Annotated in this window: 16 protein-coding genes, 2 pseudogenes and 1 riboswitch; of the genes and pseudogenes, 6 read left to right on the top strand and 12 right to left on the bottom strand. The window is 59.9% G+C overall.

What is annotated here, in order from left to right; genetic code table 11:
- Window positions 1–221 precede the first annotated feature (221 nt).
- Window positions 222–1,224 (top strand): annotated as a pseudogene (locus ACTG2U_RS04620) (S66 family peptidase).
- Window positions 1,225–1,287: 63 nt separating this feature from the next.
- Here the strand turns inward: ACTG2U_RS04620 and ACTG2U_RS04615 are convergent.
- Window positions 1,288–3,543, bottom strand: a complete 2,256-nt coding sequence (locus ACTG2U_RS04615; protein WP_439974121.1) for an LTA synthase family protein — start codon at window positions 3,541–3,543, stop codon at window positions 1,288–1,290.
- A 255-nt stretch (window positions 3,544–3,798) separates the two neighbouring features.
- Here ACTG2U_RS04615 and ACTG2U_RS04610 point away from each other — a divergent pair, with 255 nt between their 5' ends.
- The gene (locus tag ACTG2U_RS04610) at window positions 3,799–4,884 is read left to right on the top strand and encodes a hypothetical protein (protein ID WP_439974120.1); all 1,086 of its coding nucleotides are present in this window, start codon (window positions 3,799–3,801) and stop codon (window positions 4,882–4,884) included.
- Window positions 4,885–4,965: 81 nt separating this feature from the next.
- On the opposite strand, the gene lysC is transcribed toward ACTG2U_RS04610, so the two are convergent.
- Both lysC and argA read right to left on the bottom strand, forming a co-directional pair.
- On the bottom strand, window positions 4,966–6,318 hold the full coding sequence (gene lysC, locus ACTG2U_RS04605) for a lysine-sensitive aspartokinase 3 (RefSeq protein ID WP_120414479.1): 1,353 nt from the start codon (window positions 6,316–6,318) through the stop codon (window positions 4,966–4,968).
- Window positions 6,319–6,408: 90 nt separating this feature from the next.
- Window positions 6,409–6,632, bottom strand: a riboswitch (Lysine riboswitch).
- Between the two features lie 107 nt (window positions 6,633–6,739).
- Window positions 6,740–8,067, bottom strand: a pseudogene (argA, locus tag ACTG2U_RS04600) (amino-acid N-acetyltransferase).
- A 267-nt stretch (window positions 8,068–8,334) separates the two neighbouring features.
- Here argA and msrA point away from each other — a divergent pair.
- Window positions 8,335–8,967, top strand: a complete 633-nt coding sequence (msrA, locus tag ACTG2U_RS04595) for a peptide-methionine (S)-S-oxide reductase MsrA (RefSeq protein ID WP_193860427.1) — start codon at window positions 8,335–8,337, stop codon at window positions 8,965–8,967.
- A 261-nt stretch (window positions 8,968–9,228) separates the two neighbouring features.
- Here the strand turns inward: msrA and ACTG2U_RS04590 are convergent, their stop codons facing one another.
- From ACTG2U_RS04590 to ACTG2U_RS04580, 3 genes are read right to left on the bottom strand one after another with little or no spacing between them, the layout of a single operon-like run.
- Complete coding sequence (locus ACTG2U_RS04590) at window positions 9,229–9,564, bottom strand: DUF3802 family protein (RefSeq protein WP_005333735.1); 336 nt, start codon at window positions 9,562–9,564, stop codon at window positions 9,229–9,231.
- Between the two features lie 57 nt (window positions 9,565–9,621).
- Window positions 9,622–10,110 carry a GNAT family N-acetyltransferase gene (locus ACTG2U_RS04585; protein WP_439974119.1) on the bottom strand — a complete coding sequence of 163 codons (489 nt, stop codon included), beginning with the start codon at window positions 10,108–10,110 and terminating at the stop codon, window positions 9,622–9,624.
- Window positions 10,107–10,490, bottom strand: coding sequence for an MmcQ/YjbR family DNA-binding protein (locus tag ACTG2U_RS04580; protein ID WP_005333730.1), 384 nt, complete (start codon window positions 10,488–10,490; stop codon window positions 10,107–10,109). Before ACTG2U_RS04580 ends, ACTG2U_RS04585 begins: the two co-directional genes overlap by 4 nt.
- A 118-nt stretch (window positions 10,491–10,608) precedes the next feature.
- Between ACTG2U_RS04580 and ACTG2U_RS04575 the strand changes: the two genes are divergently transcribed.
- Complete coding sequence (locus ACTG2U_RS04575) at window positions 10,609–11,400, top strand: alpha/beta fold hydrolase (RefSeq protein ID WP_201989266.1); 792 nt, start codon at window positions 10,609–10,611, stop codon at window positions 11,398–11,400.
- A 292-nt stretch (window positions 11,401–11,692) separates the two neighbouring features.
- Here the strand turns inward: ACTG2U_RS04575 and ACTG2U_RS04570 are convergent, their stop codons facing one another.
- The 4 genes from ACTG2U_RS04570 to ACTG2U_RS04555 form a co-directional block, all read right to left on the bottom strand.
- The gene (locus ACTG2U_RS04570; protein ID WP_216948454.1) at window positions 11,693–12,634 is read right to left on the bottom strand and encodes an RsiV family protein; all 942 of its coding nucleotides are present in this window, start codon (window positions 12,632–12,634) and stop codon (window positions 11,693–11,695) included.
- A gap of 692 nt (window positions 12,635–13,326) precedes the next feature.
- Window positions 13,327–14,400, bottom strand: a complete 1,074-nt coding sequence (locus tag ACTG2U_RS04565) for a lipocalin-like domain-containing protein (protein ID WP_439974118.1) — start codon at window positions 14,398–14,400, stop codon at window positions 13,327–13,329.
- Window positions 14,397–16,826, bottom strand: a complete 2,430-nt coding sequence (locus ACTG2U_RS04560) for an FtsX-like permease family protein (RefSeq protein ID WP_439974117.1) — start codon at window positions 16,824–16,826, stop codon at window positions 14,397–14,399. The genes ACTG2U_RS04565 and ACTG2U_RS04560 overlap by 4 nt, the downstream gene beginning before the upstream one ends.
- A gap of 30 nt (window positions 16,827–16,856) precedes the next feature.
- The gene (locus tag ACTG2U_RS04555; protein ID WP_439974116.1) at window positions 16,857–17,537 is read right to left on the bottom strand and encodes an ABC transporter ATP-binding protein; all 681 of its coding nucleotides are present in this window, start codon (window positions 17,535–17,537) and stop codon (window positions 16,857–16,859) included.
- Window positions 17,538–17,734: 197 nt separating this feature from the next.
- Between ACTG2U_RS04555 and ACTG2U_RS04550 the strand changes: the two genes are divergently transcribed.
- Complete coding sequence (locus tag ACTG2U_RS04550) at window positions 17,735–18,202, top strand: DUF4357 domain-containing protein (RefSeq protein WP_005333716.1); 468 nt, start codon at window positions 17,735–17,737, stop codon at window positions 18,200–18,202.
- A gap of 107 nt (window positions 18,203–18,309) precedes the next feature.
- Window positions 18,310–19,734 (top strand): sodium:proton antiporter NhaD, encoded by a 1,425-nt coding sequence (gene nhaD / locus ACTG2U_RS04545; protein ID WP_439974115.1) that lies wholly within the window; start codon window positions 18,310–18,312, stop codon window positions 19,732–19,734.
- Between the two features lie 84 nt (window positions 19,735–19,818).
- On the opposite strand, the gene ACTG2U_RS04540 is transcribed toward nhaD, so the two are convergent.
- Window positions 19,819–21,030 carry a Bcr/CflA family multidrug efflux MFS transporter gene (locus ACTG2U_RS04540; protein WP_439974114.1) on the bottom strand — a complete coding sequence of 404 codons (1,212 nt, stop codon included), beginning with the start codon at window positions 21,028–21,030 and terminating at the stop codon, window positions 19,819–19,821.
- Window positions 21,031–21,100: 70 nt separating this feature from the next.
- Complete coding sequence (locus tag ACTG2U_RS04535; protein WP_439974113.1) at window positions 21,101–22,408, bottom strand: hypothetical protein; 1,308 nt, start codon at window positions 22,406–22,408, stop codon at window positions 21,101–21,103.
- Window positions 22,409–22,547 lie beyond the last annotated feature (139 nt).

The raw sequence follows: 22,547 nt of genomic DNA, 5'->3' as shown, positions 1-22,547 counted from the left end.
GAACGTTCGGGCTGTCAGGCCGACCATTCTGACAACCAACCGGGGTTGGCCATCGCAATGAGGTCATTCTAGGAAGGGGATAGTGTTTAGAATATCTGTTAATAATGAATCAAGTGTTTTATATTTCTAAACGATGGTGATAAACCCGTTGTGATCAAAGGGGTTGTGTAGGAGTCTCAACGACTCTGTGATGGCTGGATATTGGCAAGGATGAGTGTGTCATGACGTTATTGGTTCCCCCGCTGCTCCGACGTGGCGATACCATCGCTTTTTTCTCCCCCTCCAGCGCGGCGACCGCCTGGGCACCCAACCGTTTTGCCCGCGCAAAAGCCTTTCTTGAGGGGCAGGGCTTTAGGCTCAAGGCGGGCAGCCTCACCGGCCAGCAGGATCACTGGCGCTCCGGCTCCATCGCCGCACGAGCCGAGGAGCTCAACGCCCTTATTCGCGACCCAGAAGTGCGCTGCATCATGTCGGTGATTGGCGGCAGCAACTCCAACTCCCTGTTGCCCTACCTCGATTTTGAGGCGCTGAGGCGCGATCCCAAGATCATCGTCGGCTACTCCGATGTGACGGCCCTGCTGCTCGGCATCCATGCCCAAACTGGCCTGGTTACCTTTTATGGCCTCCTTTGGCGAGTTGCCGCCGCTCGTGGATGAGACGCTGGCCAGTTTTTTACAGATTGCGTTGGCCGATGAAGCTGGCGTCCCCTGCACGTTGCCCACCCCGGTGCTGTGGAGCGATGAACGGCTGGACTGGGAGAACCAGACCCGGGCCAAGCAGTGCCAGCCCAATCGGCTGATCTCGGTGGGCTCAGGCCGGGTTGAGGGGAGGCTGATTGGCGGCAACCTCAACACCATGGCGGGGAGCTGGGGTTCTCCCTATATGCCGCCCATCGAGCACGGCGACATTTTGCTGCTGGAGGACAGCCTGAAATCAGCCGAGACGGTGGAGCGCTCCTTTGCCCATCTCAAGCTGTGCGGGGTGTTTGATCGGATCGGCGCGCTTATCCTCGGCAAGCACGAGCTGTTCAACGATCAAGGTAGCGGCAAGCGCCCCCTCGATATCCTGCTGGAGGTGGTGGGGGAGCCGAGCTTCCCCATTCTGGCGGAGTTTGACTGCGCCCATACCCACCCCATGCTGACGTTGCCGCTGGGTATCGAGGTGGCGCTCGATCTCGACAGTCAGCAGCTCACCTTGCTGCAGCCCTGGTGGCGAGCAGAATGAGGGCGAAATGTATGTCCAACAACAAGGCCGCTTAGCGGCCTTGTCTGTTTTTGTGGGGCGTGATCAGGGCAGGGCATCGGGCCGGAAGCTGGCGCGGATCTGCGGCACCAGGCTTGAAGGGTCGAAGCCTTTCTCCTCGCCCAGCACCGGATGGAGCAGGGGCTTCTCTTCGATGGGGGTGATATCCCCCGCCAGCAGCTGGCGGGTGGCCTGACCCATCTGGTAGAGCTGGCGCACCGGCGCAAACTGGGTCGCCAGATTGAGGGGATCATCGGCGCGGGTGAAGGCCATCATGGGGATCTGGTAGGTGGCATCGCGTGCCGGCTTGTCACCGTGAATGCCCTTGCCGGCAGACATCAAAAATGGTTGGTGATCGCCAAAGGCCACCACCAGATAGCGCTTGTCCGACTGGTCGAGGGTCTTGAGCAGCCGCTCCAGCGAGGCCATGGCATCCACCACCCCGGTGTAGTAGGTGTTGAGCAGCTGGGTGTCACTCTCGCTCTGGTTCGGGCAGGCGCCGCTGTGCTCCTGCCCCTGATAGCGGGGGCCATCGAAGGGGCCGTGCCCCTGCATGGTGACCGCATAGGCAAACAGCGGTTTGTCATCCTGTTCGCTGCGCTTGAGCAGGTGGTCGATGAGCGCATCGTCGGAGATATAGAGCCCCTTGTGCTCAAGGGTGGTGAAGCGGGTGTCGAACCAGCGCTCCTCATAGCCGAGCGCCGGGATCGCCTTGGCGCGCCCCCAGAACTTCTCTACATAGGGGTGGGCAAACAAGGTCTTATAGCCGCTCTGTCTGGCGCTCTGGGCCAGCCCCGGCACCTGCTGCGAGAGGTAGTAGTAGGGCACCACCCCCTGCTTGAGCAAGCCCACCGGCAGGCCGGTGTTCATCTCGAACTCCGCCAGCACCGTCATACCGCCGGTGGTGGGGGAGTGGATGGTTTTTTGCCACTGCTGCACGCTGGCGGGCAGGGAGAGGGTGGGAGCCGGGGCGCAGATCCGCCCCTTCCAGTCGAGCCAGAGCGACTCATATTGCAGCACGATCACCAGATCCCAGCGCGGCGCTATGCCCTGGGGCGGATAACTCAGCTGCGGGGCCAGCTCGTTGATCTGCAAGGGGTAGCGAAACACGCTGCCACTTTGCAGCATCTCGTCCACCAGATTGAACAGATAGAGGCCGGGGCCGGAGCGGATGATGTCCCTGTGGTAGTTGACCGCGCGATCCACGTAGCGAATGTTGGCTCCCAGCAGCTTGTTGCCGGTCTGGGTGGCAAAGACGCACAGGGCAAAGAAGGCGACGGTGGCCGCGGCTGTGCGCAACACCCAGCGTGACAGGGCAAAGCGCCAGCAGAGAAACAGTGCCAGCAACACGGTGAAGATGGGCAGGATGGGGTGCTGGTCGAGCAGGATCCGCAGCAACGCGAGCAGGTTGCCAAAATCATCCCCGCCGAGCGGCACGCCGTAGATGGCGATCTTCATAAAGTTGGCCAGCAGACCTATGCCTGACAGCGCGGTAAAGACCAGCCCCATATAGAGGTTGAAGCCCGCCAGCGCGCAGAGGCTCCAACCCAGCACCATGCTGCCCCAGGCGAGATAGTAGTGCTCCGGCCGAAAGCCTGACCAGAGCAGAAACTCCCCCAGCTTGAACACCACGAAGCCGTGCAGAAGCACGAAGGTGAGGTTGCCGAGCAGCAGGCTGCCGATGATCCGCCAGCGCAGGCTGCGGCGCAGCTTTGGCAGCACCGTTTTGAGCACGGCGGCGCTCAGGGCCAGCACCAGGGTCAGGCTCACCACCAGATAGGTGAGGTTGAAGCCCTGCTCCGGCAGGGTTTGCAGGATCTGGCTGAAATCGCCGCTCTCGGGGCGATCTTTGAGCAGCAGACCGATGCGCAGCTGATAGCGGCTGGCCAGAGCGTCATCCGGGGCCCGCAGGGTACTGTTGAGATCCAGCGAGCAGCGGTTATTGCGGCACACCTGACGCTTATCTACCGCTTGACTCAGCTGGTCAATCCGCTCCCCCTTGTCGTTGAGCAGCTCCACTCGCACCTTGTCCCCCGCTTGCAGCGGCCCTCGCAACTGCCATTGGCTCCGCACCACCAGATAGAGGCCGCGGCTGTCGCTTTTATAGAGCAGGGCGTGGCGGGTGAGGGTGGCCAGCGGATTGTCGGCGGGGCCCAGCACCAGCGGCTGGGCACGGCCCAGCCAGCTACCGGGATTGATCAGCGGCAACAGCAGGGTCAGCAGCAGCAATCCGCCCAGCAGGGCAAGCAGCAGAGAGGGCAGACTCAGGACGCGGGGGCGGCCTGAGGAGGGGCGATTCATATAAGCTCATCCTTTGAGCGAGTGAGGGAGAGATCGTTCATCCGCATAGAGTTTGACCCGATGGTGCGGGCCTTGTTTCAGCTTGTCAATTTAATGACCACTTAATGAATATTTAGTTACAGCTCAACCTTGCAAATTGTGATCCCGATCGAGGGGTTGTTCGGAATATGTGATGAAAGCGTCATCATGGGGTTTTGCCACTGGCTTGGGAGGGATCTGCTGTTTAGTCTCTCGATAGCGACTGGAGGTACATGTATGAATCCCAAAGTGATGGCACGTCAGGCCAGATTGCTGCGCATGCTGGAGAGCAAGGAAGAGATCCGGATCGGACGCGAGCGCGACTGCCCGCTGCCGCTGGCCCAACTGGTCAAGCTGAAGGATAGCCATCCGGCTGTGGTCAAGGTCTATCGCCACGGTCTCACCGCCGAGGTGTTTCACCTCAAGGTGGAGGGGCATCACTGGTGCCTCAAGCGGCGCCGTCAGGATTCGCTGGTGGCCAACCTCGATGGCAAGACCGCCTTTCTGACCGAGCTGGAGCGGCGGCGCGAAATCGAGGCGCTGCGGGAGCTGCATCCTACTGTCCTCTCCCACGTGGTCTGCACCAGCTTTGGCTCGGCGCGCGCCGGGGTGCTGGTCTCCCCCTGGTTGCGGGGTGTGCCGGTCCATCAGCTCAACGAACGCAATCTGGCCCAGATGCTGGAGGTGCAGGGTGAGCTGGCCCGCTGGGGCTGGTTTGACTGGGACCCGAGCCCGGGCAACCTGCTCGATGACGGCGAGCAGATCTGCGTGTTCGACTTTGGCTATATGTGGACCTTCGATCCCCGCTTTGAATACAACTCCAACGGTCTGGTCGACCCGCAGTTCCATGTGCCGGAGCGACTGGAGACCCGCACCCTCTCGGGGCTTTGGCTCGATGAGGCCGATCCTCTGCCGCAATTTCGCTACTGGCGCGAGCTTTGTCTGAAATGGGTCAAACGGGAGATCCATCACCTGATCCGCGAAGGAGCCAGCGCGCCCGTGCTGGCCCGCTTGCACGCCCTGCAAGGGGAGTGGAGCGCTGCGCTGGCGAGCGACGAGGCGCTGGTCGCCAACTGGTGGCGGGACATGTATCGCAGCCACCGGCTCGATGTGGCCGATGATCTGAGTGGCCAGAGCTGCGGCCCGCTCACCTTGCGTCGCCTCGACTGGTTGATGCAGGCGGTGACGGATCACTATCCGCTGCTGGTGGACAATCTCTCGCCTCAGGAGACGGAGCTGGGCCAGACCGGGCTGCTGGCCCGCTTGCAGCAGCTACGTCGGGAGGAAGTTGCCTGCCAGTTGCCTGCCACCAGCCTTGCCTGAGCCAACACATCCGCGGAATACAAATGAACAGGGCGCCGTGTTGGCGCCCTGTTGCATGGTCGGAATTGCTTCGGGTGAGGGTCAGTCCAGCAGCTCCTGATGGAGGCGGTTGACGATATTGCCCGCCTCGCTCTCCTTGACCAGGAAGCAGAGGTTGTGGGCGCTGGCGCCGTAGCAGATCATCCGGATGTTGTGCTCGCGCAGGGCGTCAAAGACCTGACTGCCCACCCCGTTCACTTCGCTCATCCGGTTGCCGATGAGCGCCACCAGTGCCAGACCGGTTTCCACCTCCACCTTGCAGAGTTGCCCCAGCTCGGCCAGTACCTTGTCGCTCAGGATCGGTTCGCCGTTGCTCTGGCTGCCGGTGTGATCCAGCGTCAGTGACACGCTCACCTCCGACGTGGTGATGAGATCGACCGAGATGCGGTGACGGGCCAGAATGCCGAACACTTCGGCCAGGAAGCCGTAGGCGTGGAACATGTTGAGGCTGTGCAGGGTCACCAGCACCTGCTGGCGGCGCAGGGCGACGGCGCGAAACAGCGGGCTTGAATCTGTGCTGGCGCGGATCCAGGTACCACCGGCGGCAGGATCTTTGGCGGAGCCGACAAACACCGGAATATTCTGGCGCACCGCCGGTTGCAATGTGGCCGGGTGCAGCACCTTGGCGCCGAAGGTGGCCATCTCGGCTGCTTCGACAAAGCTGATTTCAGGAATGGGGCGGGCGCGGGTGACGAGGCGCGGGTCCGTGGTGTAGATGCCGGGCACATCGGTCCAAATCTCGATACTGGCGGCATCGAGCGCTTCGGCCAAGAGGGCTGCGCTGTAGTCAGAGCCGCCGCGACCGAGCGTGGTGGTGCGGCCATCGCCATCGGCACCGATAAAGCCCTGGGTGATGATGAGGCTGTCGCCAAGCTGCGGGCCCAGCGTCTGCTGGCAGAGAGTGCGGGTGGTGGCCAGATCGACGGTGGCCTTGCCAAAGCGGCTGTCAGTGCGCATCAGCTGGCGCACATCCTGCCAGTGGGCCTTGACGCCGCGCTGGCGCAGCAGTTCGGTAAAGAGGCGGGTAGACATCAGCTCGCCGCAGGCGATGAGGCGATCGGCCAGCTCCGCATCGGTATGCTGGTGGGCTTGCTGGGCCATGAGGCGAATTTCGTCCAGCTGGCCATGAATGAGGGCGCTCACATCAACAGGGTTGCCGAGATCGGCCAGAATGGCCTGCTGGATCCCGGCCAGTTTGGCCAGTTGCTCGTCGCGGCCCGCTTCGTCCAGCTCCCCTTGTGCCAGAGCGACCAGCAGGTTGGTGACACCGGCGCTGGCGCTCAGCACCACCACCCGGGTGGCGGGATTGGCCAGCACGATGTCGGCGCAGTTATTCATGGCCGGGAAGTTGGCGACACTGGTTCCGCCAAACTTGGCGACATTGATCGGGCTCATTGCTTACTCCTGTCTTATTTTAAGATTCCGGTTCCATCGGGCAAAAAAGAGAGGAGGAGGCTGAAAATGGCAGGAATGAACGAAGCTATCCCGGCCAGAAGCACTCCACCTGCAGAGCCCATCCCGTACCGCCCCTGACAGGGCGCGGTGGGGGATGATCACTACCGATGACAACCCGGGGGATTCAGCCCCCGCAGCCGACGTTGAGGTCACCAGTCTCCTCACTCGTCTCGGCGCTGCTCCCCCTGACCCAAGTTCACCGGACGCTGGCGTCCTCCCTTGGGCTGCCTGGGCAGCGCTCCTCTTCTGGCTCCACCAGGGCGGTGGAGTGCATTTAGAAATACCCTGCGTTGGATTGCACTGTCAATCGAGTTTGTGAAAAAGTTCAAATTGTCGGCTAACTCAACACAGAATCAATGGCTTAGGCAATGGTCTTTGACAAAACCTTGGAACGGCGCTGCCAGTTGTAGAGACGCTGGCGCGCTACCGGCAGATCTTCCACTTCCAGCGGATCGAAGCCCCGCTCCCGGAACCAGTGGATGGAGCGGGTGGTGAGCACGAACAGGCGGCGAATGCCAAGCCGCTTGGCCCGCTCGGCCACCTTGGCCACCAGCTGATCCCCCCGGTTGGAGTTGCGATAGTCGGGGTGGATGGCGACGCAGGCCATCTCCGCCATCGCCTCTTCCATAAAGCAGTAGAGGGCCGCGCAGCCGATGATGAGACCATCGCGTTCGATGATGGTGAACTTGTCGATCTCCATCTCCAGCTGCTCGCGGGAGCGGCGCACCAGAATGCCTTCCTCCTCCAGCGGGCGGATCAGATCCAGAATGCCGCCGATATCCTCGATGGTGGCGGCGCGGGCCTGCTCGGCACTTTCCCGCACGATCGGGTGCCGAGGCCGTCGCGACTGAACAGCTCCTGCAGCATGGCGCCATCATCCTGATAGCTCACCAGATGGGAGCGGGGCACGCCGCCACGGCAAGAGGCAATGGCCGCGCGCAGATAGCGGGCGGTGCCGGACATCTCTTCGCCCGCCTGCTCCAGCTCCACCAGCAGCTCTTCGGCCTGTTCGGGGAAGAGCTCGGAGATAGCTTCGCCGCGTCTGTCCATTACCCCCTGGGTGCTGCTAAAGCAGATGAGTTTGTCCGCCTTGAGGTCGACCGCCACCCGGCGAGCCACCTCTTCCGAGCTCAGGTTAAAGCTCTCGCCGGTAACAGAGCAGCCGATGGGGGAGATGAGCACCAGACTCTTCTGATCGAGCTGGCGGGTGATCCCCTCCACGTCGATGCGGCGCACCCGGCCGCTGTGGCAAAAGTCGATGCCATCATCCACCCCCAGCGGCTGGGCAGTGACGAAGTTGCCGCTCACCACGCTGATCCGCGCCCCCTGCATGGGTGTGTTGGCGAGCCCCATGGAGAGCTGGGCGGTGATGTCATATTGCAGGCCGCCACACACCTGTTTGATGATGGTGAAACTCTCGTCATCGGTGACCCGGATCCGCTTGTGATACTGGGCCTCGATACCGGCGCGGGCCAGCGCTTCATCGTTTTGCGGACGTGAACCAAACACCAGCACCAGGCGTATGCCCAGTGTCTGCAGCAGGGCGATATCGCTGACTATATTGGCGAAGTTGGGGTGGCAGATGGCTTCTCCCCCCATCATCAGCACAAAGGTGGCGCCCCGATGCACATTGACATAGGGGGTGGATTGCCGGAAGGCATTGACCAGACTGGGTTCGCGTTCACGCACTTGATATTTCTTCCATAAAAAAACAGCGATTGGCTCAATATATGAAAATTAATTCACAAATCAAGACTAAATATTGATTTTGGCCGTTTCTGGTCTATAAGGGGCGGCTTGGCCGTGCGGATCGGGAACGTGTGGCAGGAAGCGCAGATGGCCGCCGGAGTAAGCGATGAGGGCCCGCCGGTTGATCCGGCGCGATAAACTGCTATCTTCGATGCTCCTTTTCGTCAGCTGTGTGATTTCACAGGGTTTTATACAAGGACAGAATTCATGGAACAGATTATTTCACCGGCAGATGCCCTGCCGGGACGACGCGAAGCGATGGTGATTGGTCAGCAGCATGCGGTGAATGGCAACCCCACTCAGGGGCCTTGGCCCGAGAACATGGAGCTCGCCTGGTTTGGTATGGGCTGTTTCTGGGGTGTGGAGCGCCTGTTCTGGCAGCAACCTGGCGTCTACTCCACCGCGGCAGGTTATCAGGGCGGCGTGACCCAGAATCCCACCTACAAAGAGGTGTGCAGCGGGCTGACCGGCCATGCCGAGACGGTGCAGGTGGTGTTTGATCCGGCGGTGATCAGCTATGGCGATCTGCTCAGACTGTTTTGGGAGCAGCACGATCCGGCGCAGGGGATGCGACAGGGCGGGGACATTGGCACCCAGTACCGCTCGGTGATCTTCTATGGCGACGAGAGCCAGCAGATCATTGCCCAGCAGAGCATGGCGGCCTACCAGCAGGCGATGGCGGCAAGCGGTGACAGCCGTGCCATCACTACCCGCATTCTGCCGCTGGCGCCCTTCTACTACGCCGAGGATTACCATCAGCAATATCTGGAGAAAAACCCGGATGGTTACTGCGGATTGGGTGGTATTGGAGTCTGTTTGCCGCCCAGCCTGAACCGCTGAACAGGTTTGTAGTCGATTTCTTAATAAAAGTGAAAATAAATGGTCGGAGGAGGGAACTTATTGCGACCAGTCGGGACTAACTAGATAGCGTCCAGGGATCGGATGCAAAGTCCAGACACATTTCTTGCCTTGATAACCGCCTGATGAATGAACGCACTGGCGGGTTGAAAATGATAGCAAGCAGGGCTGCCCACCAAGGCGGCCCTTTTCCTTATCTGCTGCTTTGAAATCTTGCGTTGGGCGGGAGAGCCGGACGGCAGATCAGCCGATGGCGCTGTCGAACAGGTTCTTGATGAGATCGATAAACTCGATGAGGAAGGTTTTCTGTTCCGGGGTCGGGGCGCGCAGCCAGACGGCGGAGAGCACCTCTTCCAGATCGGCGACCACGGCGTCGGCCTCCTGCATGATGGCGAAACGCACCTTGGGATCGAGCTGGGGGTTTTGCTCGCAAATGGCCATCAGGTTGCTGGCAACTCGGCCACTGACCAGATCTTCGATGGTCTCTTCACCATCGTTCTGCTGCTGGGATTCAAACAATCCCAAACTCTCCACCAGATACTCGATCAGCGAGATATAGCCTTCACTTTCTACCACCATGGTTGCTGCCTCAATACAGTAACAATACGAAAATTAAGCGTATTTTAGTGGCTTGCCCTAGCTTGGCAAGCAGCAGTGCAGGCGATGGCGCGTAAAACTGACTCCGCCTCGCTCCACGCACTCCAGCCCGGTCAACGTAAAGCCATGTCGTAAAAATAGCTCATAACTGAAGGCGCTGGCCTCGGTGGTGATGAGGGTCAGACCGAGCCCTCGGGCCCCCGCGAGCGCCGTGGTGAGCAGAAGATTGCCCAGTCCCTGGCGCTGATGGTCGGCGCTGACATAGAGCAGGCTGAGGTGGCCATCGGGGCTCAGGGTGACAAACCCGAGGGGCAAATTTGCCTGCTCCGCCACCCAGCCGTGGTGCTCGCGCAGCTGGCTGACAAAGCCCGGATGTTGTGAGCCGAGGGCCCACTGCTCCACCTGCTCGGCGCTGTAGTGCTCGGGGCCGCTGCGTCGCACCGCCTGCTCAAACAGGCTCACGAGGGCGGGGATATGTGCCTCACCAAGGGGGACAATACAAAGTGCTGGATTAAGTGCTGGCGTCATAAGGTTGGGTCGTCAGTGGGGGAGAGGGGGCGCGGCGCCTGTGGCCGTTTGGCTTTGGGCAGACCCGCGACAACCCGCTCATAGGAGTGGTGCACCCAGCCCTGCCACAGATCATCTGGCAAGGTGCTGTTCAGGGTCACTGTGTTCCAGTGTTGCTTGTTCATATGCCAGCCCGGTTTGACCTCGGGGTGGATCTCGCGCAGCAGCAACGCCAGCTCGGGCTCGCATTTGAGGTTGATGGTGAGCGGCTCGGCCTGCCAATCCACCAGCGCAAACATCTTGCCCGCGATGCGGTAGACCAGGATCTCCGGGCCAAATGGGGTATCTTCGGTGGCGCCCGGCAGGGTCAGCAGAAAGTGGCGCAAACGGGTCAAATCCATGGAAATTTCTCGCGCAAGGGGTGATCCGGGTCATGTCAGGCGCATATCTATCGGCGGGCCTGTTCTGTTAATATGCGCGCAGCCGAGTATACCCCCCATCACCAAGGGAGCCTATTGGATGTTGTATCACAAGACTTTCGAACTGGGTCCCGAGCGGGATTGGGTGGTGTTTGTCCACGGCGCCGGTGGCAGCTCCTCCATCTGGTTCAAGCAGCTGCGCGCCTATCGCGAGCACTTCAACGTGCTGTTGCTGGACTTGCGCGGCCACGGCCAGTCCCACCAACTGCAACAGGTGGTCAAGGGCCACTACAGCTTTCGGGAAGTGACCGAAGATATCGTTCGGCTGCTCGATCATCTCGATATCCGCCGCGCCCACTTTGTCGGCATCTCCCTTGGCACCATCCTTATTCGCCATCTGGCCGAGCTCTGCCCGGAGCGGGTGAAAAGCATGGTACTGGGGGGCGCTATCTTGCGGCTCGATATCCGCTCGCGGGTGCTGGTGCAACTGGGCCGACTCGGCCAGCACTTCCTGCCCTATATGTGGCTCTACCGGCTGTTTGCCTTCATCATCATGCCGCGCCAGCACCATCAGGAGTCACGCAACCTCTTTGTGCGCGAGGCCCGCAAGCTCTGCCAGAAAGAGTTCAAACGCTGGTTCCGCCTCGCCACCGAGGTCAATCCGCTGATGCGTTACTTCCGCGAACGCTCCCTGCCCATTCCCACCCTTTATGTGATGGGGGAGGAGGATCATATGTTTCTGGCTCCGGTGCGCGAACAGGTGGCTCGCGATGCCAGCTCCTCGCTGGCGGTGATCCAGCAGTGCGGCCATGTCTGCAATGTGGAGCAGCCGGAGCAGTTTAATCGCCGTACGCTGGCATTTATTCAATCGCTGGGGGGAGGGAGGAAATAATCTTTTGCCTCAACCCCGACTCAAACAAAGTGGGGAATATATCTGGGCCAGCGCATATCCAATTTCAGATGTCACGAGAATAGCAGTGCCTGCGAGACGGGGCCAAGCCAGCACGCCGGCATCCTCTATCTGGTGGTTCAGGTGGCGAAATAGGAAAATAAAAACGGCAGGATAAATATCCTGCCGTTTGACTCAAGGAGTTTCATAATATCTATCCAATCCTGACACATCTGGCTCAGAAAGATGGGTGTCTAAGATATGCTGTGAATTCACCTTGCGCAGTTTTGTAATATTATAATGCGTAGGCCAAGGGGCCATTTAGGCTAATAAACTGCCTAAGATCTTGAAGTGATAAATTTATTTCAACAGAGCCCTCTGCACCTGGGGCTACTTCGTACTCATCGAAGCATAGAGTTAAATTATGGCCATCGAAATAGTAACATTGATCATCTTTTAAACCTTCAAAATACTCCCCATACCCTCTAGCTTTAAGGGCTTTTTCTGCAAGTTTATCTACGCCTTCCTTGTAACCGGCGACAAAAAGATCTTTAAAATAAATTTGACCACCAGTAGTGATGTTTATGTTTGAGCTTGCAATTGTATTTCCAGCCCCGACATCGCCATGAGAATAATATGTGCCCTTATATAGAACACTTAGTAAATTACCTTTCAATGCATACTTTTCAGTTGTCACAAACCAGTTTTCTTGTTCATATTCTACATCTACACGTGCAGCATGTTTCAAATGTGCATTAACTCTATCTTCTATCAACTGATCTGATAGTCCTGATATCTGAATATAATCAGCTTTAACTTCGGCAGTCCACTCTGGATTGGTTGGATTGGGCCGCTTATACTCTAGCTTTTTCTTCTGAAACGTAACATTATTGCCAGTTTTGTCCAAGGTTGACTTTTGGAGTATCAATGAAGTGAGGTTCTGCTTACAACTGCGCACGTCGGTAAGTTGCCCAGCTAATTTATCATAGGGGACTCCTTCAAATTCACTAATATTTGACTTATAGCTACCATCAGCGGTTACAGTACCACCAATTAATTTTACAAGAGCTTCTCCTTGTCCTTTAAGTTGAGCTGTTATTTGTGATTGTGTAACTTTACCGCTAGCATGAATTTCTTCACATTGCCGTGAAGCGAAGTCTGCAATTTCATCTAGTGTTGCGGACTGCAATGACGAAGATGAAAAAAGCACAAAAGGTAGGCAGTGAATGATCTTCATAAATTTCCCTTTTTTTAAGTGTGAAAAGTTTAAAAAATTACAATATAATATGACTTTTTTATCGAACATGGCTTTAATTACACTCAAGACACTCTAAAAAATATTAAGTAAGAGGTTTTTGTATAGTGTGGTGCTAGACTAATATGTGCTTAACAAGAGTTGCACCACCTTGGTTTAACTAGTTTCTTAATGCGTTGAGTTATATATGTAAAGTGGTTTTTGGAACTGCAATGGAATATGGATACATTATTATGCAAGGGGTTTCATAGTATCTGCATTGTATATATAGGAGCCATAATTCGATAGCTGTACACATAACTTGTGGCCATCATTGCAGTACCTTGTTTATTAGAAAATATATCTTTTCTACACAGGATAGCTACCGCACTGGGTCTTACCGCCCAGTGGGTAACGATTAACCAAATTGAAGAGTAATACCTCGTAAGCGAGCCTCGGTTACTTATTGTGCTGAAAAGGGTGGATGCGTATGGTACCAAATAAAGATCTATTTGTTGAGCAAAAGATCTTACTGAAGCGGGGGATTGACACGTTATTTTGATGAGGATCAGAAAGCGAAGCGGGAAAGGCAGTTTGGAACTGAGCGTAATGGAAACGGTGCACAGAGATAGTAATGCGAAGCAGACTTAACCCTCGCATATAAAAGCAGAGAAGAAACGCGGTAGGCCCTTTGCTCAATACCCCGTCATCTCCAGATAGCCGACCCCCTTGGCATCTCCCTCCACCGTTACTGCACCCTCCCAGTAGTCAAAGCGACCTGTCATGGCCTGATTGGGCTGACGGGCCTTGATGGTGAGGTTCATTCCGGCGGCGTTTAGCTGCCACTCGACGGGGTAATCCTGCCCCTTGGGGCCGCGCCAGGTGTTGCCCGGCGTAAAGTGAATCGTGTCGGGGGCGAGCACCCGGCTGCTGCCGTCCCGCTCAATCAAAATGCCGTAGCGGTTCTCAGGCTCAGTGCGTCCCGATTTGGTGCGCAGGCGAAACAGCATCAGTTCGCGGCCATCGGCCAGTTGCAGCGAAAACCAGTCCCAGCCCGATTGCCACTCCGCCAATACCGAGCTGCTCCACTCGTGATCAAACCAGCCTTGTCCGGTGACGGTGCGGGTTTCGCCATCGCGAGTCAGGGTGCCGCGAAGAGTGAGGCGCGGGTAGGAGTAGTAAAAAGAGGCGTTGCCCGGGCTCTTCTCGCTGTAACCGGCCTTGCCTTGCAGCACCAGCGGCTTGGCGGCAGTGACGGTGAGGTTCAGCTCGCCAATCTTGCTCTGCACCTTGAGGGTGGCGGGGAAGAGCGCTGCCCCTTGCGAGGCAAGCCGCCACTCCCTGAGCCAATATTGGCCGCCGCTGGCTCCCGCCAGTCCCGGTCCTTGCCGACTGGCCCGTTCATCTTGCTGGTGGCTGCCACGGTCGAGATCCGTGATGGCAAACTGGGCCAGCCAGAGCTGGGGGGTGAGCCAGGGGTTGCTGGTGCGGAGTTCTTGCTCGATCCCTTGGCGAAACAGGGTCCACTGCATGCCATATTCGCGCCCCTGTTCATCCTTGAGATTGCCGGTGAGATACCACCACTCGGAGCGGTAATCGGGGTGGGCGGCGTGATCCTCCGGCAATTGGATAGTTTGCCCCGGCAGCACCTTTTTAAAGCTGTCGTTGCCACCGCCGAGCAGGGCGCCCAGATCGCTGGCAGCGATAGCCCCGCTATAGAGCGTCCAGAGCATACCCAGCGCCAGCGGCCACCCTTTGATCTGTTTCATACCACTCTCCTTGCTGCATACCAGGAGGCCAATGCGCCACAGACCGGTGCCAGCAACAGGGCGGTGACCGCATGAAGGGGGGCGGCCTCGAAGGCGAGGCGCCAGCCAAAGGCGCGGGGGTTGACCACCTCGATCAGCACCCAGGCGAGGCCATAGCCCACCGGCAGAGCCAGCAGGGCGGTGAGCAGCCCCAATCCCGCTCCTTGCCACACCAGCAGCTGGCGGCAGTGGCGGGGGCTCAAGCCCAGACTCTGCAAGGTCTGCAGCTCGCCACGGCGCGCCAGCCCCAGCACCATAAAGGCCGAGCCAATCCCGACAAAGGCGATGCCGAGGATCAGCAGTTTCAATAGCTCGGTCACCACAAAGGTCTGGTCAAACACCTTGAGCGCCGCGCTGTGAATGGCGGGGGCGGAGAGCAGATTGAGCTGCTCGCCAAAGCGCTCGCGCAGGCGGTCGGCCAGCTGCTCTGGGTCGTTGCTAAAGAGGGCGAGGGATTGCACCGCTCCCGCCTCGAAGGCGTGCAGGATCTGTCCCTTGTCGCTGCCGTAATCCTGATAGACGCCGGTGACGGTGAACTGCCTTGGCCCCTGCTCGCCGCTGATCGCCAACCTCTGGCCCACCTTGACCCCGAGGCGCACCGTCAGCGGTTCGCTCGCCAGCACTTCGTTGGGGCGGGTCGGCCAGCGTCCTGCCAGCAGCGGATAGGCCGCTTTAAGCTGGGGAATAAAGTCCATCTGCGCCCACTCGATGGGCTGTCCCTGCCAGCGGGCAGGGTGAACCGAGCGGCGCGAGGCGGCGCTTACCAGCGGATTGGCGAGCAGGGTCTTAAGGGTCGCTTCGCTCAAGGTGCCCTTGTTGCCCGCCACCCCCTTGGGGGCGGTGACATAGAGATCGGCGGCCAGACGCTGGCCGAGCCAGATCTCCACGCTTGAGCGAAAACTCGACACCATGACCCCGATGCCGATGGCCGCCGCGATGGCGAGCTGCAACGCCATTACCGCGATAGCGGTGCGATCGAGGTGATAGAGGGTCTCTGCTACCCCGAGTCGGGCAGTGAGAGGGCCGCCCGCGCGCCGTCGTAGCCAGCCAAGCAGGCCGCGCAGGGCATCGGGCAGCCAGAGTGCCATGGCCAGCAGCCAGCCGCCGGCGATAAAGAGGGCGCCGGTCAGACCGGTTTGCGGCAACCACAGGCAGAGGGCGCACAGCAGCAAGATGGCGATGGCCAGCACGCGCCGTCGCCACGGGTGAGCGGGGGGACGGCTGTTTCCTGCTCGCAGTTCGAGGGGGGATTGGCGCAGCAGTTGCCACCAGCCGGGCAGGTTGGCGGCCAGCGTGCCGAACAACCCGATCAACAGCGCCTTGAGCAGGCTCACGGGGGAGAGGCGCAACAGATCGATGGGGTTGGGCCCATAGAGATCGGCCAGCGCCTGGGTGAGCTGCCCCATCAGCGCCAGCGCCAACAGGCTGCCGAGCAGCACCCCGAGCAGGGTGCCGAGGGTGGCAAGAATAAGCAGCTCCAGAATGAGCCAACGCAGCACCCGGCTCGGCCCCATCCCCAGAATGATCAACTGGGCCAGCTGTGGGCGGCGCACGCTCTGGACAAATCGCTGGGCGTTGAACACCAGAAACAGTCCCACCGCCATGGCGAGCAATGAGAGCGCCGTCAGGTTGAGGGCCAGTGCATCGCCAAGCTGGCTGGCATCGAGCGCCGGGCTGATGGGCTCAAGCCACAAGGGCTGGTTCGGGTAATCGGTTTGCAGGGTGGCCTGCAGGGTGCGAGCTTCTGATTCGCTTAGCTTGAAGACGATGCGATCGAGCCGACCCGCTTTGCCCAGCAGCGGTTGGGCGAGGCCGATGTCGGTTATCAGCAGCCGCTCCATGGGCACGGCGCCCGGTTCAAAGGTACCCGCCAGCGTCAGGGTCAGGGGGCGGGCGCTGACGTCATCGCTGCCGCCCAATACAAAGCGGCGGCTCTGGCCCGCTTGCCAGCCAAGTCGCGCCGCTTCGGGGGCCGCCAGCCAGATGCTGTCGGCACGGTTGAGGGAAAATGCGGGTTCGCTCGAGGGTTGGGCGCCAAACAGCTGGCGCAGGGGGCCGGGGTTGAAGAGATCCATTCCAAGTAGTTGAAAGCTGCGCCCCTCTTCATCTTTGAGCCAGCCATGGAGCTGGGGCATGGCATCGAGGGCGGGCTGGCTGGTCACCAGTTGCACGTAAAGCTGCTCATCCAGCCCGCCAGCAGGGGCCAGCCGGTTGTTGGCTTCCCCTGCCAGCTGGCTGCGGGCGGCGACAAAATTGGTGCGGGCACTGTGATTGAGCAGCTCGATGGCCACCACCAGCGACACCCCCAATACCAGCCCGGCCAGACTCATCAGCAGCAACCAGGGGTGGCTGCGATAGAGGCGCAGCAGCGCTTTAAGTGGCAGCATCAGCGTGCCCCCGACAGACGCAGTCGCTGTTTAGTCATAACGGGGTCCCTTGAGCTCGATAAGTTGACCCCCTTCGAGGCGCAGCACTCTGTCTGCCAGCGCAGCATAGGCGGGGTTGTGGCTCACCAGCAGCAAGCCTGCGCCGGTATCGCGAACCGCCGCCACCATCAGCGCCATCACCTGTTCGGCATTGTGTTCATCGAGGCTGCCGGTGGGTTCGTCGGCGAGCAGCCAACTGGGTTGATGGATAAGGGCGCGGGCCAGCGCCACCCGCTGTCGCTGACCGCCGGAGAGCTGCTCCGGCCAGGCATGGCGCTTGTGGCTCATATCGAGCCGGTGCAGCAACTGGTCAATCCTTGTCTCATCCGGTGGCAGAGCGTTGATGGCCAGAGGCAGGGCCAGATTCTCGGCCACGTTGAGGGTCGGCAGCAGGTTGAAATCCTGATAGACGATACCGAAATGGCGGCCCCGCAGGCGCGCCCGCTCGTCGGGTGAGCGGGTGTCGATCCGGGTCTCCCCCAGCCAGATCTCCCCTTCATCCGGTGCAATCAGCCCGGCGATCAGATTGAGCAGGGTCGACTTGCCGCAGCCGCTTTGGCCCAGCAGCAGGGTGGTCTCGCCAGCGGGGAGGGCGAGATCGAGATGGTGGAACAGCGGCAGTCGCTCACTGCCGTTATCGAAGCTCTTGCAGAGGTTGCGCAGGGTCAGCATGGGGTAACCGTTTGATGGTCAATGGCTTTCATCATGCTTGGTACGCTAGCACGGCCAGCATTGATCAACACCCCTTACGGTTGATCAAGAGTGCCAGTTAGTGATCAAGGCGGCAAAAGAGCAGTGGTTCCTCGCTGGATCCCGCTTGCCCGAGGTGGTTAGAATAGGGGCTTCCATGGGTCACAGGATGAGCAAGGATGTTACACAAGCAAGTCAGTTTTATCATCGATAGCAAGGGCAACAAGCAGGCTGCCGTCGTCCCCATCGAGATCTACAACGAGCTGATGACCCTGCAAAAGGCACTCTCCGACAACCGGCCGGGGGAGCGCGAGCTCTACCACTTCAACGGCAAGGGGGCCGAGGCCCACGGTTATCCGGTGGGCAAGCGGCAAAATCCGGGCTTTATGGTGCTGGCCGGTTCCACCGCCAATGGCGAGGATGCTGCCTCCCTGCGTGAAGCGGTGATCGAGCTGCGTCACGAGCTGCTGGAGAAGGGGGTCATAGTGCCCCGCAGTCAGGGCGGCTTTGTCTTTACCGCCGATCAGCTGTTCAACAGCCCGAGTCTGGCCGCCAGTCTGGTGGCGGGCAATAACCGCAGCGGTCTGGATGCCTGGCAAAACAGCGCAGGCTATACCCTCAAGCAGTCGGGTTTTGGCAAGAAATAATCCCGCGTTTCGACAGCAAACCAATTAAGCGTTAATTGACCTGGATGAATTTTTCTTTTCATCCAGGTGCTAGCATCATTGCCAGATGGTTCTAAAAGGAAGAGACCATGTCTGCGCTCACCCCTGTTATTTTGCTGCTGTCCCTGTTTATCCCTCCCGCCCATGCCAGTAGTGGCCCTGTTCTGTTGACATCCTCCTCAATCGGACTTTTTTGTGTCGGATTGTTTGTGTTGGCCTACGCCCTGGTGATGGCTGAAGAGTATCTGCAACTGCGCAAGTCCAAACCCGTGCTGGTGGCCGCCGGGGTGATCTGGATCCTGATCGGTATCGCCTATGCACAGCAGGGGATGAGCCCTGTCGCCGAGCAGGCCTTCCGCCATACCATGCTGGAATATGCCGAGCTGATGCTGTTCCTGCTGGTGGCGATGACTTATATCAACGCCATGGAGGATCGGCGGCTGTTCGATGCCCTGCGTGCCTGGCTGGTGCGATCCGGCTTTCACTTGCGCACCCTGTTCTGGTTGACCGGCGGGCTTGCTTTTTGTATCTCGCCAGTGGCAGACAACCTGACCACTGCGCTCTTGATGTGCGCCGTGGTGCTCAAGGTGGCCAACGGTGATCGGCGTTTTGTCAATCTTGCCTGCATCAACATAGTGATCGCCGCCAACGCCGGAGGGGCGTTCAGTCCCTTTGGCGATATCACCACCCTGATGGTGTGGCAGGCGGGCAAGGTGCAATTTGGCCAGTTCTTCACCCTGCTTATTCCCTCTATGCTCAATTTTCTGGTCCCGGCCATCCTGATGAGCCTGATGGTGCCGCGTCATGTGCCGGAGGCTGATAACGAGGTGGTCGATCTCAAGCGGGGGGCCCGTCGCATCGTCGCGCTGTTCTTGCTGACCATCATCACGGCGGTGCTATGCCACAGTTTCCTCCATCTGCCACCCGTACTGGGCATGATGTTGGGGCTCGGTTATCTGCAGTTTTTCGGCTTCTATTTGCGCAAGTCGCTGCCGCGATCCCTTGCCCGCAAGCGTGCGCTCTATGAACGCAATGGTGATGAGGTGCGGTTGCGCAGTCTGGGTTCTGTGGTGCCATTTGACGTGTTCAACAAGGTGGCCAAGGCGGAGTGGGATACCCTGCTCTTCTTCTACGGGGTGGTGATGTGTGTCGGTGGGCTGGGCTTTATGGGGTATCTGGAGCTGGTGTCACACTGGCTGTATGACGCTGGGGAGCCCACCATGGCCAACATCTTCATCGGGGTCTTGTCCTCCGTCATCGACAACATTCCCGTGATGTTTGCCGTGCTGTCGATGAACCCGGACATGGCGCTGGGGCAGTGGCTGCTGGTGACCCTGACCGCCGGAGTGGGCGGCAGCCTGCTCTCCATCGGCTCTGCGGCCGGTGTTGCCCTGATGGGACAGGCCCACGGCATGTATACCTTCTTTGGCCACCTGAAGTGGCTGCCGGCCATCTTGCTCGGTTATCTGGTGAGCATAGGGGCGCACCTCTGGCTCAACAGTGCCCAGTTCTGAACGTCTGGGCGCCAGTACGAGCCAGTACGAAAGAGGCTTCCGTTGACGGAAGCCTCTTTCGTTTTCCTGACAGGGGGAGGGGGATCAATCACCTCGCTTGCCGGTCAGCAGCCAGTAACTCAGGGTGGAGCCAACCCCGCAGCAGGCGATGGCGATGGCCATCGGCAGCGGCGAGTGGGGCGGATTGAGGTTGACCAGAATCCCGACCAGGGCGCCGATGCCAAAGCGCAGGGTGCCCGCCAGTGCCGAGGCGGTGCCCGCAGATTGCGGGAAGTGGCCCATCAGGCCGGTCATGGCGTTGGCGCCCACCAGACTGATATGGCCGACAAACAGTACCACCGGAATGACGATGCCCCACAGGCCGCCGGTCTGGTTCCAGGCGTTGTAGACCAGCAGGGCGCCCGCGCAGGGCAGCACCAGCAGGCCGTATTGCAGCATCCGCTCGGCGCCCACCCCTTTCACCAATCGGCTGTTGACGAAGGTGACCACCATCATCAGCAGAATATTGAGGCCAAACAGCCAGCCGTAGTGCTCGGTCGGCACCTTGAAATACTCGATATAGACGTAAGGGGAGCCGCTTAAGAAAGCGAACATGCCGGAGCTGGAGAGGGAGCCGCACAGCACATAACCCATGGCGCCGCGATGGGAGAGCACCCCCCAGTAGTTCTTGAGGATCTGGCCAAGATTAAGGGGCTGACGGTGCTCCGGTTTCAGGGTTTCCTGAATTTTCCACTGCATCACCAGACAGATCAGCTGGCTGATCCCCACCAGCAGCCAGAAGATCACCCGCCAGTCGGCGTGGGCACTGATATAGCCGCCCACCACAGGCGCTACCAGCGGCGCCAAGGTCATCACCAGAATGACGAACGACATGGCGCGAGAAAACGCATCCTTCTCGAACAGATCGCGCAGCAGGGCATTGACCACCACAGAGCCGGCCGCACCGCCCGCCGCTTGCAACATCCGATAGGCCAGCAATTCAGGTAGGGAGTCCGCCATGGCGCAACCCACCGAGGCGATGGCAAACATCACCAGCCCCGCCAGGATCACCGGCTTGCGGCCATAGCTGTCGGCCAACGGGCCGTAGAAGAGTTGGCCGATGGCAAAGCCGCCCAAAAAGGCGCTGATGGTGAGCTGGGCGCCGTCGATGCTGGTGGCCAGATCCCGGGCGATGGCCGGAATGGCCGGCAGATACATATCCACCGCCAGCGGGGTCAGACCCGCCAGAGCGCCGAGCAGGATAAACAGGAAACGGGGGGAGAGGGCGGCAGCCTGAGCTGTTGGCGATTGGGGCATAGGGTGTCCAGTTGATGCGAAACGTCGGGTTGAAAAGCGCGAAAAAAGCAGTCTATCAGTTTTGTCGCGGCTATGGATCCGGTATGGCGAGCCAGAGTCCGGGCTCGGCGGCAAAGCGCGGGGCAAACCAGTGCTGGCGCACCGCAGTGGGCATTTCGCTCGCGGCGATGAGGCGGCGACTGAGGCGGCAGGCTCCCTGAGAGAGCGCCAGCGCCGCATCCCCCTTGTACCAGCCATCGGTGACGGCCAATGCCGTGGTTTCCCGCAGCAGTCTCACTCCCCACTGGGTCACCAGCGCCGGGCACGCTGTTTCTGCCAACCTTGCTGCCTGCACCATGGCGGGTGGACGGGGCAGGGTGAAGGTCACGCCGAGCAGCAGCAATCCGGCCACCGCGGCCACCCACTCAGCACGATGTGGCAGCCAGCCTGCCAGCAGCACGATACCGAGCAGGGTGATGGGGGCCAGATGGCGGGGATTGTCGGGATTCTGGCCAAACAGGGTCCAGAGCAGCAGGGCGAGCCAGTAGAGTGTCCAGAGTGGGGAGAGGGCGGCAGGGTGGTTTTTTGATCTTTGCCAAAGCGGCAGTACCAGCAGCGCCCCAACAGCGAAGGGCCAAAGCGGGGTGAGCTGATCGTTGAAGGTGCTCGCCCAGCTGAGCAACCGATCGCCGTGGGCCGCCGCCGTGTTGCCCCACAGGGTAAAGTGACCGTCGGTAAAGCGCCGCCCCTCGCTGAAATAGGCCCAGCCATCGGCTTGCCAGACAAACAGCAGGCAGGCTAGCCCAACCAGCGCGATGGGGAGCACAAATCTGATGCGTGTTCCCTTTTGCGCCATCCCCAGCCAAAGCGGCAGCAACGCCAGCACAAAATAGGAGGGACGCTGCGCCAGCATAAGGCCCAGTAACAGACCCGCCAGTGCAATTCTGCGCTGCTGCAAAGCCAGCAGCGCCCCGAGCCAGGCGGCGAGCGCTGGCCCGTCCGAAAGGCCGGAGAGCGCCAGCGTCGGGGTGAGCGGCAGGGCCTGCACCAGAAGGCAGACTGGGGCGAACAGGCTGGGCCGTTGCCACAATCTGACCGCCAGCAAGGCGGCGAGCGGCGCCAGCAAACTGCTACCGAGCAGGCTTGCCCACTGCACTGCGCGGGCCGGATCGTCCACCAGCAGATTGATCAGCCGTGCCAGCCAGATAAAGGCGGGGTAGCCCGGAAAGTGGGGGGAAAACTCCAGCACGCTAAAGCGCGTCACCCCGTGGGCGAAATTGAGGGCATCGTCGGAATCGAGTGCCACCGGGAAGGCCAGCAGCCAGCCGAGCCAGGCCAGTTGCAGCAGAATGAGCAGCCAAATGGTGGTGGAGCAGGGGGAAGGCCAACGCCGGGCCATTACCTTACCCCTCATCCCCAGCCCTTCTCCCGCAAGGGGAGAAGGGGGCAAACCAGCGTCCGGGTGCATTTATCGGCAGGCCGTGCGTAGGGTGGGTAGATCGCAGCGAAACCCACCGTTTGTCACAGCGAGGTGACGC

The sequence above is a fragment of the Aeromonas sp. 95A genome, assembly GCF_051919235.1.
Classification (GTDB): domain Bacteria; phylum Pseudomonadota; class Gammaproteobacteria; order Enterobacterales; family Aeromonadaceae; genus Aeromonas; species Aeromonas veronii.
Note: the sequence above shows the minus strand (reverse complement) of the source record. Positions and strands in the feature narration are given on the sequence as shown.